The organism is Halomonas huangheensis (genome assembly GCF_001431725.1).
Lineage (GTDB): Bacteria > Pseudomonadota > Gammaproteobacteria > Pseudomonadales > Halomonadaceae > Halomonas > Halomonas huangheensis.
The window spans coordinates 3,749,635-3,761,409 of the sequence record NZ_CP013106.1 but is presented as its reverse complement, the minus strand read 5'-3'; the positions used below and the strand labels follow the sequence as shown (position 1 = coordinate 3,761,409).

Here is an 11,775-nt window from a genome sequence, read left to right as displayed (position 1 = left end):
GAAATCATTGACCTGGCCGCCGGTCTACGTATAATTCTCGCCCGTTGCCGGTGTGGCGGAATTGGTAGACGCAGCGGATTCAAAATCCGCCGCCTTCACGGGTGTGTCGGTTCGAGTCCGACCACCGGCACCATTTTTAAAAAGGCGCTTATGCGCCTTTTTTTGTGCCTGCGATTTGGCTTCGATCAGGAATGGTCGCAGTTTGGTCGCATCCTGCCTCGGCCTTGTGACCAGATCACTATTGTGTAAAAGCCCACCCTTCAAGAATTGGTGTGCCAGGAACGACGGCTGACGAATAGGTGTTGATGTGAGGGACACTCGCTTCAGGCCGTTTCAGTCCTGCAGATCACGTTGTGTAGGCGGCGGGCACTTAGCCGTTCCTGAGCTCGGTCGCCTGACTCTGTTGCCGTGTTAGGCTTGCTCATCGCGATATCTCAATGGAGCCTGGACGATGCCTCTTTCCCTATGGTTGTCACTCGCGGCGATCTGCGCCATGGGGGCCATGTCGCCCGGGCCGAGTCTCGCCCTGGTGCTGCGTCATACCCTGGGAGGCGGTCGCTCATCGGGAATGATGGCGGCGGTTACCCATGCCCTGGGGGTAGGGCTGTATGCGCTGCTGACGGTGTGGGGGCTGGGGGCGGTTATCGAGCATCATCCAACGGTCTTTCGTGTGATCACCTGGTTGGGGGCGGCCTATCTGGCATGGCTGGGGATCAAGGCGCTGCGTGCGGGGGCGGGAGGTGCTCTGCGTACCCAGGGACAGTCAGCGAATTTGATGATTGCCGCGCGTGATGGCCTGGTGGTGGCGTTGGGTAACCCCAAGCTGATTCTGTTCTTTGTGGCGTTACTGAGTCAGTTTGTGACCCCGGAAATGACCTTGCTGCAACGCATGATCATTGTACTGACTGCGGTGGTCATTGATGGCGGCTGGTACACCCTGGTGGCACTGGGCTTGTCACATTCCCGGGTACTGCCCTGGTTGCAGGCCAGAGCACACTGGATCAATCGAATCACGGGAGTCCTGCTGCTGGGGCTCGCGGTACGAGTGCTGATGGGTTAAGACGCCTGGCTGCGTGGACGCGACTGTTGCTGCGCGCTAGGCTTGGGCATTTGCTCTGGAGACCAGCTTCATGTCGATCGACAGTTCGATGCCGGCAGCGGCACAGGATGCAGCAGTGGCTCCAGTGATCGCCAGAGAGCGCATCCAGGTGGTCGACTCCCGCAATCGTCCTTGTGGTAGTGCCTGGCGTACTCAAATGAGACGTATGGGCTTCTGGCACCGTGCCACCTATATTGTAGTGCGTAACTCCCGCAATCAGCTTTGTGTTCAGCGTCGAACGCTAACCAAGGAAGTCTTTGCGGGAGGCATTGATCTGGCGGCGGGAGGCGTGGTGGCGGCGGGAGAGGCTGTGAACCAATCGGCACGCCGTGAACTGGCCGAGGAGTTGGGGATTCGAGGCGAACCTCTGATTCACACGTTGGACTTCACCTACTGTGAAGATGGTCATCACATCTTCGGCAGCGTGTTTACAGTAAGCTTCGATGGGCCGTTGATCCTGCAGCCAGAGGAGGTTGCCGAGGCCTGGTGGATGGATCTTGATGAGGCTCTGGCGTTGGAAACGGTGACACCCGATACCCGGCTAGCGGTCAGCCTACTGCGTGACAGCGAATGTGCCGGTAAATGAGCTGGCGAATCTGCGGTTGGCGTGTCATCGTGAATGTATTCCCGGCGAGTGAATGAGATGTCAGTTCACGATCATGAATGCCGTACCCATAGCGGCGAGCCCTTCAATCTTCGCGCGCTGCGCGGGCAGGTGCTGTTGATAGTCAATGTGGCCAGTAAATGCGGTTTCACTCCGCAACTGGCCGAGCTTGAAGCTCTGTATCGCGAGCATCGCGAGCGCGGTTTTACCGTGCTGGGCTTCCCGTGCAATCAATTTGCGCATCAATCCCCTGAGTCCGCCGAGGAGTTCTGTACCTTCGGCGAGCGTCGTTATGCGGTCACCTTTCCTCTGATGGAGAAGGTCGACGTCAATGGCGGCAAGGCGCACCCGTTGTTTCGGGCACTCAAGGAACAGGCCCCGGGAATGTTGGGGACTCGTGCCATCAAGTGGAACTTCACCAAGTTCCTGATCGGGCGCGATGGTCGTGTGATACGCCGCTTCGGGCCGCGAGCCACTGCCGTTGATATGCTCCAGGATCTGGAGCAGGCGCTGGATGAGCCGGTTGTCTGAAACGCGCGAGTGATCAGTTGGTTGCCTGAGCTACTGCCACGCGCTCGAGCAGTTCGTTGAAGCGTGGCCGTACCATGATGGTGGCCAGGCCAGAGAACAGGGTCCAGAACGAACGCCGCCAGCCCTTGAGGCGCATGTTGTGTGCCACCAGGCGTCGCATCAATTGGTAATCATCGAATTTGCGCCACTCTCCGGCAACGGACATCTGTTGACGTGACAGCACCGGGGCCAGCTCAAGGCGTATAACCCACTCCAGTTCCTTCAGGGTCAAGCCGTAGCGCAGGACGACCTCGGTCATGCGTGCGTAGTCGGTTTCACGGGGCTCGCGCTCGAGCCACAACGGCGCCAGTGTCAGCCACAGCTCGCCGCGCTCATCGACCAGAGTCTGTGCGTCCATCATTCATTCTCCTCAGACAGTGGCAGCATGCTGCCCGAGCCTCGACAGTGGAGCAAGGTGCAATTGGCAATGCTGATATCGCACTGGCTGAGCATCGTTGCGGACAGCTGGCCTTCAGACCGCTAGAATAGCGATTTGCCCAAGTCAATTCAGGGCGGCTGCCCACCCGGAACGAAGAGGTCTGTCGTGATCATCAAGCCCAAGGTTCGCGGATTCATCTGCACCACAACTCATCCCGTCGGCTGCGAGAAGAATGTTCTCGAGCAGATCGAGGCAACCCGTGCGCGTGGCCTGGATGCCGCCCAGGGACCGAAGAAGGTTCTGGTGATCGGTGCTTCCAGTGGCTATGGCCTGGCCGCTCGCGTCACTGCGGCATTCGGTTATGGCGCCGATACGCTGGGCGTGTTCTTCGAGAAGCCCGGCAGCGAGACGAAAACCGGCACAGCGGGTTGGTACAACTCTGCCGCTTTCGATCGCTTTGCCAAGGCCGAGGGGCTTTACAGCAAGTCGATCAACGGCGATGCCTTCTCGCACGAAGCACGTGCCAGGGCCATCGAGCTGATCCAGCAGGACATGGGCGGTCAGATCGATCTGGTGGTCTACTCGCTGGCGTCTCCGGTGCGTAAGTTGCCGGATAGCGGTGAGCTCAAGCGCTCCAGCCTCAAGCCGATCGGTGAGACCTATCGTGCGACGGCCATCGATACCAACAAGGACGCCATCATCGAGGCTGAGGTGGGGCCGGCGACTGAGCAGGAAATCGCCGATACCATCGAAGTCATGGGCGGCCAGGACTGGGAACTGTGGATGCAGGCGCTGGCCGATGCCGACGTGCTTGCGCCGGGCGCGCGCAGCGTTGCCTTCAGCTATATCGGTACCGAAATTACCTGGCCGATCTATTGGCACGGTGCTCTGGGCAAGGCCAAGGAAGATCTTGACCGTGCTGCGCAGGCGATCGACGCCCAGCTCAAGACTACCGGCGGCGGTGCCAATGTTGCGGTGCTCAAGTCGGTTGTGACTCAGGCCAGTGCCGCGATTCCGGTGATGCCGCTGTACATCGCCATGGTCTACAGGATCATGAAGGAGCAGGGCCTGCACGAAGGCACCATCGATCAGCTTAACCGTCTATTTGGTGAACGTCTGTATGGTGGCGAGCTTGCGACTGACGATGTCGGCCGTCTGCGTCTGGACGACTGGGAACTGCGCGATGATGTGCAGCAGGCATGTCAGGACCTGTGGTCACAGGTGACCACCGAGAACCTGTTCGATATCACCGACTATGCCGGCTACAAGCATGAGTTCCTCAAGCTGTTCGGCTTCGAGCGTGATGATGTCGATTATGATGCTGATGTTGAGACAGACGTGAATTTCGACGTGGTTCAGCTGTAACTCTCGGTTGCACGAATGGCGTTGAAGAGTCTTGTGTATGGCAGACAGGGGCGGCGTAAGTGCCGCCCCTGTTTGCGTGCGCCTCGTGGACTGGTTGTTGCTGGGCCTCGACGCTATCCTCTATCGATGGATCGCCGCTGATTTTCGAAACATTTTTCAGCAAACTTGTATTCCAATATTCACCCTGACGCAAAACCGGCGTCGGGTTCCTTCTTGACTGGTCAGAGAATCTCCCATGTCCGATGCCGCCAGCACTTCAAGTTCCCTCGCTCTGACGCGTGAGGTGGGAATTGTGGTGATGCCGGGATTTTCCCTGCTGTCCCATGCCTGTGCTACAGAGCCGTTGCATGTTGCCAATCTGCTGCATGGCCGAACGCTCTATCGCCTGACCAGTTACAGCTGTGGTGGAGAGGCGGTGACCAGTACCTCCCAGCAAACGCTGGCGCCGAGGATGGCGCTGGATGAGGTGACCCGCTACCCAGACATGGTGCTGGTCTGTGGGCCTGCCATGCTACCCAGTGGTATTCCCGATGAATTGGGTGCCTGGCTCAAGCGGCTGGCAACCTCCGGCATCATGATTGGCGGTATTGGTGGCGGCACCGAGGCCCTGGCGCGTCTCGGCCTGCTGGATGGCTACAGTGCGACATTGCCGTGGCAACGCTTCGAGGCATTTGCCGCAGCGCACCCGCGAGTGCGTCTATCCCAGCAACTTTTCGAGATCGATCGCGACCGGATTACCTGTGGTGGTGGTACCGCGGCGATGGACATGATGATCACTCTGGTGGCCAACCATCATGGCCCGGCTCTGGCGACACGAATCTCCGAATACTTTGTCATGGAACGCATCCGCATGGGCGATGAGCCGCAGCAGATTCCGCTGCGCTCGCGGTTGTCTCATGCACCGAAGAGCCTGACCGAGGCGGTGCAATTGATGGAGGCCAATATCGAGGAGCCGCTGACCACGCACGAGCTTTCCGAGCACCTTGGGGTCTCGCGCCGTCAGTTGGAGCGGTTGTTCAAGAAGTATCTCAAATCGGTACCGAGTCGCTATTACCTGGATTTGAGACTACAACGTGCGCGACGCCTGTTGCGCGAGTCTGATCGCCCGGCAGGGGAGATCGCTCTGCAAACCGGGTTTTCCTCGGCGGCCCATTTCTCCACGGCCTACCGCAACCACTTTGGTATCACGCCGCGGGAAGAGCGCATCAACCAGTAGCTCTCAATCCCTGTCGCACCATCTTTCCCCGCCATTTTTCCTGCCATCAACACTGATGTGACGGGCGATCTAGTGCTTTATGAAAATCAGGGTCCCATCGCTGAAAGCCCGAAACGCACTGCCTCCCTATACTCGAATGACATTCTGGTCCGAGCCCCTCACAGGCCAGCACCAGGGTGATGCCAGAGCGTTGCGATATGTCTCGGCAAGCGACGCGTAATGCCCTGGCAGACACCCGAATAGACAAACATGACAGTGGAGAAAGCTGATGAGCTCTAGACCGACTCGTGCCGATTTCGATCAGTACATGGTGCCCAACTATTCACCGCAGCAGGTCATTCCGGTGCGCGGCGAAGGCAGCCGCCTGTGGGACCAGGACGGACGAGAGTACATCGACTTCGCTGGCGGTATTGCGGTCAACGCCCTCGGTCACTGTCATCCGGTGCTGGTTGAGGCACTCAAGAGTCAGGCTGACCGCCTCTGGCACCTGTCCAATGTCTACACCAATGAGCCGGCGCTGGAGTTGGCTCGCGAGCTGACCGAGCGCACCTTTGCCGACAAGGTCTACCTGTGCTCTTCCGGTGGCGAGGCCAACGAGGCTGCGCTGAAGCTGGCGCGTCGCTGGGCTTATGACAATCATGGCGAGCACAAGAGTCGCATCATTTCCTTCAGTCAGTCTTTCCATGGCCGGACCTTCTTTACGGTCAGCGTGGGTGGTCAGCCCAAGTACTCTCAGGGTTTTGGTCCGGTACCGGGCGGTATCGTCCACGCCGAGTACAACAATCTGGACAGCGTTCGTGCACTGATCGACGACAACACCTGTGCGGTGATGGTCGAGCCGATTCAGGGTGAAGGCGGCATTCTGCCGGCCACCCAGGAATTCCTCAGCGGGCTGCGCGAGTTGTGCGATCAGCACGACGCTCTGCTGGTATTCGACGAAGTGCAGACCGGTGCCGGTCGTACCGGCTCGCTGTATGCCTATACGGATTACGGTGTGACGCCGGATATCCTGACCAGTGCCAAGGGCATCGGCGGTGGTTTCCCGGTTGGCGCCATGCTGACCACGGACCGTGTCGCTCCAGCGATGGCCATCGGTACCCATGGCTCGACCTATGGCGGCAATGCACTGGCCTCGGCCGTAGCGCTGGCGGCGGTACGTTTCATCGACACCCCGGAAGTGCTGGGAGGCGCCAACAAGCGCTTCGAACTGATCCGCGAGCATCTGGAAACGATCAACCGCAAGCACGGCGTATTCAAGGAAATCCGTGGCAAGGGGCTGCTGGTGGGCGCCGAGATGGCCCCGGAATATGAAGGTCGCGCCAAGGACATCCTGCCGTTGGCAATCGAGGAAGGCGTGATGGCGCTGGTTGCCGGCCCCAATGTACTGCGTCTGGCACCGTCGCTGGTGATCCCCGAGCAGGACATCGTCGAGGGCCTTGAGCGTCTCGAGCGTGCCATCGCTCGCATGGTGTCTGGCCAGTAATGGCCAGGCATGCACCAAACGCTGGACCCAAGCCAGGAGGCAATCCCATGCTGGTCGTTCGCCCCACGCGGTTGTCTGACCTGCCGGCCCTCGAGCGGCTGGCAGGCAGTGCAACGCCGCGGCTGACCAATCTGCCGGCCCATCGCGACCGGCTGGAGGAGCGTATCGCGCGCTCCATGCGAGCCTTTGGCGAGGCCATCGATGTCCCCGGAGACGAGCACTATACCTTTGTGCTCGAAGATCAGGCGTGCGGAGAGGTGGTCGGCACGGCCACCATCCGTGCACTGGCCGGTTACAACGAGGCCTATTACACCTATCGCCAGGAAACGCTGATTCACGCCTCGCAGCAGCTCAATGTGCGCCGCGAGGTGCAGACCCTGGCGCTGTCTCATGAAGTCTCGGATGCGAGCCTGCTGTGTGCACTGTCACTCGACGCGCGTTACAAGGGCACCAACGCCGAGAGCCTGTTGCGTCGTGCGCGACTGATGTTTATCGCCCAGTACCCTGAACGTTTTGCCGACATCCTTGCCATGGCCTTCCCCGGTTACCTGGATGATGCCGGTGAGTCGCCGTTCTGGAACAGCGTAGGTCGCCACTTCTTCGCTCGTGACTATCACGAGATCAATTACTTCGCCGGCGTACGCTCGAAGAGCTTCATTGCCGAAGTGATGCCGCAATTTCCGCTGTATCTGGCACTGTTGACGCCGCAGGCGCGGGCCGCCATCGGCCGTGAGCATCCGGTTCATGAACCCGCTCTGGACGAGATGCTGGCTGAAGGCTTCCTACGCTCACGCCATGTCGACCTGTTCGATGCCGGGCCAGTGATCAAGGGCGATCGAGCACGTCTCGAGACGTTCCGTCATGCAGCGTGGCATCCGGTGCGCATTCGCCCGGAACATGCGCTACCGGATGCTGAGCTGGCGATGATCGCCAACCAGCAACAGCAGGATTTCCGTTGCACGGTGGCGCGTTATGCACTGTCACCCACCGGGCAGCTGATGCTGACGCCGGAGCATGCGGAAGTACTGGGTGTCGAGGAAGGTCGCGCGGTGCTGGCGGCTCCGCTGACACTGGCGGGCAGTGAGATCGATCCGGGCTATGACGAAGGAGAGCTGTGATGCGTATGCGACCGATTGTCGAGAGCGATCTCGACGAATTGCAGGCGCTGGCACGCGAGACCGGAGTTGGTTTCACCTCCTTGCCGGACAATCGCGAGTTTCTGGAGCAGAAGATCGCCATCGCGCAGCGTGCCTTCAACGGCGAGACGCCAGCCGATCAGCGGCTCTACTTCTTTGTCCTCGAGGATGAGGACAGCGAACGGCTGGCCGGTTGCTGCGCCATTGAGGCCCAGGTCGGGCGTGAAGTGCCGTTCTATCACTATCGTGTCGGCACCCTGGCGCATTCTTCCAAGCAGCTCGATTTGCATCGCACCATCGACACGCTGTTCCTGAGCTCCGACCACACCGGTGATGCCGAAGTCGCTTCGCTGTTCCTGCGCAGCGACTACCGTGGCGCCGAGGCTCGGCACCAACGCAATGGAGCGCTGCTGTCGATGATGCGCTGGCTATTCATGGCCGAGTTCCGGGACAGCTTCCCGGACAAGGTACTGGCCGAGATGCGTGGGCATTTCGATAGCAATGGACGCAGCCCATTCTGGGAATACCTCGGCAGCAATTTCTTCCCCATGGACTTCAGCGAGGCGGACCGTCTCACAGGCCTGGGACAGAAGAGTTTCATCGGCGAGTTGATGCCGAAGTTTCCGATCTATACCCCGTTCCTGTCTGACGAGGCCCGCGACTGTATAGGCAAGGTGCACGAGCACACGCGTCCGGCACTGGCCATGCTCAAGAAGCAGGGGCTGCGTTGGGAAGGTTACATCGACATCTTTGATGGTGGCCCGACGGTCGAAGCCTATATCAATGACGTGAAAGGCGTGCGGTTGTCGCGTCACGTGCGCGTCGAGGTCGACCCGGATGCCGCCACGGAAGGGCGCCCGCAATGGTTGGCGGCGACCACCAGTATGAGTGACTTCCGGGCTGCCTGGGTGGGACGTGGCCCCGATGACAACGGCGTACTGACCATCAACAACGAAGAGGCCCGCAGGCTCGAAGTCGCTTCCGGCGACACCCTGCGCATCCTGAATTCTGACGAGGAGGCGTAATGCAACCAACCCAGCAATTACTGATTGACGGGCAGTGGCAGAATGGTGAAGGCGAGACTTTCTCCAAACTGGATCCGGTCTCGGCACAGGAGCTGTGGCAAGGCGCTGCTGCATCGGATGCCCAGGTCGCCAGGGCGGTGGCAGCGGCCAGAAGTGCCTTTGGCGGTTGGGCGCGTACTTCTCTGGAGCAACGTCAAAAACTGGTCGAACGTTTCCGCGAGACCCTCGAAACGCATCGTGAGGCGCTTGCTTCCAGCATCGCCCACGAGACCGGCAAGCCGTTGTGGGAAGCGCGCACCGAAGTTGGCGCCATGATCGGCAAGGTCGCGTTGTCGGTTCGTGCCCGTGAGGAGCGTACTGGTCAGCGCGAGCGCGACCTCGGCGATTCACGTGCCGTGCTTCGTCATCGTCCTCACGGCGTGATGGCTGTCTTTGGCCCCTATAACTTCCCCGGCCACCTGCCTAACGGCCATATCGTTCCGGCGTTGCTGGCCGGCAACACGGTGGTCTTCAAGCCCAGTGAGCAGACCCCGCTGACCGCTGATCTGACCCTGCAGTGCTGGATCGAGGCAGGGTTGCCAGCGGGCGTGATCAATCTGGTTCAGGGGGCGGCCGAGGTCGGCCAGGCGCTGTCGTCCAATGCTGATATCGATGGCCTGCTGTTCACCGGAAGTGCTCGGGTCGGCGGCATGCTGCACCGCCAGTTTGCCGGACAGATGAACAAGGTGCTGGCGCTGGAGTTGGGTGGCAACAATCCGCTGGTGATCAAGGACATTCCCGATGAAGACGCAGCGGTACTGACGATTCTGCAATCGGCCTTCCTGTCCGGTGGGCAGCGTTGTACCTGTGCACGACGCCTGATCGTACCTACCGGCAGCGCGGGCGATAGCCTGATAGCCGCGCTGACCACTGCGATCGAACGACTGCGCGTCGCCGAGCCCTTTGCCGAGGAAGCGCCATTCTACGCCGGGCTGGTCAGTGTCGCCGCGGCCGATGGCCTGCTGGCTGCGCAGCAGGATCTGGAGCAACGTGGTGGCAAGGTGCTGGCGCGTATGCGTCGTCTGCAGGAAGACACCAGCCTGCTCAGCCCCGGGCTGGTCGATGTCACCGGGGTGGAAGTGCCGGATGAAGAGCACTTCGGACCGCTGCTCAAAGTATACCGTTATCAGAGCTGGGGCGATGCCATCGCGTTGGCCAATGACACGCGCTATGGTCTGTCGGCGGGCTTGATTGGTGGTGAGCGCAGCGACTGGGATGACTTCCTGCTGCGCATTCGTGCCGGCATCGTCAACTGGAACCGTCAGACCACCGGTGCTTCCGGTGATGCGCCCTTCGGCGGCGTGGGTGACAGCGGCAATCATCGCCCCAGTGCCTACTACGCAGCGGACTATTGCGCCTATCCGGTCGCCTCGGTGGAAAGCGAAGTGCTCAATCTGCCCGAGAAGCTGCCGCCGGGGGTGACGCTATGAGTGGTGAGGTGAGTCAGGCGGACAACACGGCCGACTATCGGGAAGTGAATTTCGATGGTCTGGTTGGCCCGACCCATAACTACTCCGGACTGGCGCATGGCAACGTAGCATCCATGTCTCATGGCGGGTTGGTCTCCAACCCGCGGGAAGCGGCGTTGCAGGGATTGGCCAAGATGAAGTCGCTGCACGATGCAGGCTACCTGCAGGGCGTGCTGCCACCTCAGCAACGCCCGGACCTCAGTGCGTTGCGCGCGCTGGGCTTCGAGGGCAGCAACGGCCAGGTACTGGAGCGGGCGGCCCGTGAGGCACCTCAGGTGCTGCGCGCCGTGTGCTCGGCATCGAGCATGTGGACGGCCAATGCCGGCACGGTCACGCCGAGTCGCGATACCGTTGATGGTCGAGTGCATTTCACCCCGGCCAACCTGCAATCGAGCTTCCACCGTTATCTCGAGCCCGAGACCACCGGCCGGGTATTGTCAGCGATCTTCGCTGACTCGAAGCACTTTGCCCATCATTCGGTCTTGCCGGCGACACCGGCGTTTTCCGATGAAGGCGCGGCCAACCATACGCGTCTGTGTGGCGAGCATGGTGAGCCGGGCGTTCATCTGTATGTCTATGGACGTCAGGCCTTTGGCGGCGACGGTGTCGAGCCGCAGCGTTACCCGGCGCGCCAGACACTGGAAGCCAGCCAGGCAGTGGCTCGCCAGCATGGCCTCGATGACAGCCAGGTGGTGTTTGCCCAGCAGCATCCCGATGCCATCGACGCCGGGGTATTCCACAATGATGTGATCGCGGTCGGCAATGGCCCGGTATTGCTGTATCACGAACTGGCCTTCCGTGATGAACAGGCGACTCTGGATGAGTTGCGCGACAAGATGTCGACGCCGCTGATTCCGGTGCGCGTGCCGCTCGAGGCGGTCAGTATCGAGGATGCCGTCGGTTCCTATCTGTTCAACTCCCAGTTGCTGTCGAATCCCGATGGCAGCATGACGCTGGTGGTGCCCGGTGAGTGTCAGGAACGCGAGGCAGTGTGGCGTTGCCTTCAGGATTATCTGCTGGCCGGCAACAACCCGATCTCGGAAGTGGTGGTCAAGGACGTCAAGCAGAGCATGCGCAATGGCGGTGGCCCCGCCTGCCTGCGGCTGCGTGTGGTTCTCAGCCGTGCCGAACGCGAGGCGTTATCGGGTCGTGTGCTGCTCGATGATGCGCTGTACAGCGAGCTGGTCAGTTGGGTCGAGCGCCATTATCGCGAGCAACTGGCAGTGGATGACCTGGCCGATCCCGTGCTGGCCGAGCAGACTCTGGCTGCCCTCGACGAGCTGACCGAGATCCTCCAGCTGAGTGCGGTGTATCCCTTTCAGCGGGCGTGATGGGCTATGAGCTATGGGCTACGAGCTATGGGCTACGAGCTATGGGCTACGAGCAGCTG

At 60.6% G+C, this 11,775-nt stretch carries 11 protein-coding genes and 1 tRNA gene; 11 read left to right on the top strand and 1 reads right to left on the bottom strand.

The genetic code is table 11. From position 1 onward, the window contains the following. Positions 1-46 precede the first annotated feature (46 nt). From AR456_RS16255 to AR456_RS16240, 4 genes are all read left to right on the top strand, one after another. Positions 47-133 (top strand) — tRNA-Leu (locus AR456_RS16255). A 318-nt stretch (positions 134-451) separates the two neighbouring features. Further along, entirely contained in the window at positions 452-1,060 is a 609-nt protein-coding gene (locus AR456_RS16250; protein WP_021818279.1) for a LysE family translocator, read from the top strand. 70 nt (positions 1,061-1,130) lie between these two features. Continuing rightward, a complete protein-coding gene (locus tag AR456_RS16245; RefSeq protein ID WP_021818280.1) occupies positions 1,131-1,685 on the top strand; it encodes an NUDIX hydrolase in 555 nt (184 codons plus the stop codon). Positions 1,686-1,742: 57 nt separating this feature from the next. Continuing rightward, positions 1,743-2,234, top strand: a complete 492-nt coding sequence (locus AR456_RS16240) for a glutathione peroxidase (protein ID WP_021818281.1) — start codon at positions 1,743-1,745, stop codon at positions 2,232-2,234. 13 nt (positions 2,235-2,247) lie between these two features. Here the strand turns inward: AR456_RS16240 and AR456_RS16235 are convergent, their stop codons facing one another. Further along, positions 2,248-2,631, bottom strand: a complete 384-nt coding sequence (locus tag AR456_RS16235; protein WP_031207422.1) for a DUF7079 family protein — start codon at positions 2,629-2,631, stop codon at positions 2,248-2,250. A gap of 186 nt (positions 2,632-2,817) precedes the next feature. Between AR456_RS16235 and fabV the strand changes: the two genes are divergently transcribed. The 7 genes from fabV to astB all read left to right on the top strand — a co-directional run bounded on the left by fabV (position 2,818) and on the right by astB (position 11,716). Beyond that, positions 2,818-4,017, top strand: coding sequence for an enoyl-ACP reductase FabV (gene fabV, locus AR456_RS16230; RefSeq protein ID WP_021818283.1), 1,200 nt, complete (start codon positions 2,818-2,820; stop codon positions 4,015-4,017). A gap of 235 nt (positions 4,018-4,252) precedes the next feature. Next, positions 4,253-5,233: a GlxA family transcriptional regulator gene (locus AR456_RS16225; RefSeq protein ID WP_021818284.1), complete on the top strand. Its 981-nt coding sequence runs from the start codon at positions 4,253-4,255 to the stop codon at positions 5,231-5,233. A 268-nt stretch (positions 5,234-5,501) separates the two neighbouring features. Continuing rightward, on the top strand, positions 5,502-6,716 hold the full coding sequence (locus AR456_RS16220) for an aspartate aminotransferase family protein (protein WP_021818285.1): 1,215 nt from the start codon (positions 5,502-5,504) through the stop codon (positions 6,714-6,716). A 47-nt stretch (positions 6,717-6,763) separates the two neighbouring features. Next, positions 6,764-7,834, top strand: coding sequence for an arginine N-succinyltransferase (locus tag AR456_RS16215; protein ID WP_021818286.1), 1,071 nt, complete (start codon positions 6,764-6,766; stop codon positions 7,832-7,834). Next, positions 7,834-8,877 carry an arginine N-succinyltransferase gene (gene astA, locus AR456_RS16210; RefSeq protein ID WP_021818287.1) on the top strand — a complete coding sequence of 348 codons (1,044 nt, stop codon included), beginning with the start codon at positions 7,834-7,836 and terminating at the stop codon, positions 8,875-8,877. The genes AR456_RS16215 and astA overlap by 1 nt, the downstream gene beginning before the upstream one ends. Beyond that, positions 8,877-10,346, top strand: a complete 1,470-nt coding sequence (astD, locus tag AR456_RS16205; RefSeq protein WP_021818288.1) for a succinylglutamate-semialdehyde dehydrogenase — start codon at positions 8,877-8,879, stop codon at positions 10,344-10,346. The genes astA and astD overlap by 1 nt, the downstream gene beginning before the upstream one ends. Next, on the top strand, positions 10,343-11,716 hold the full coding sequence (astB, locus tag AR456_RS16200) for an N-succinylarginine dihydrolase (RefSeq protein WP_021818289.1): 1,374 nt from the start codon (positions 10,343-10,345) through the stop codon (positions 11,714-11,716). Before astD ends, astB begins: the two co-directional genes overlap by 4 nt. The last annotated feature ends 59 nt before the right edge of the window (positions 11,717-11,775 follow it).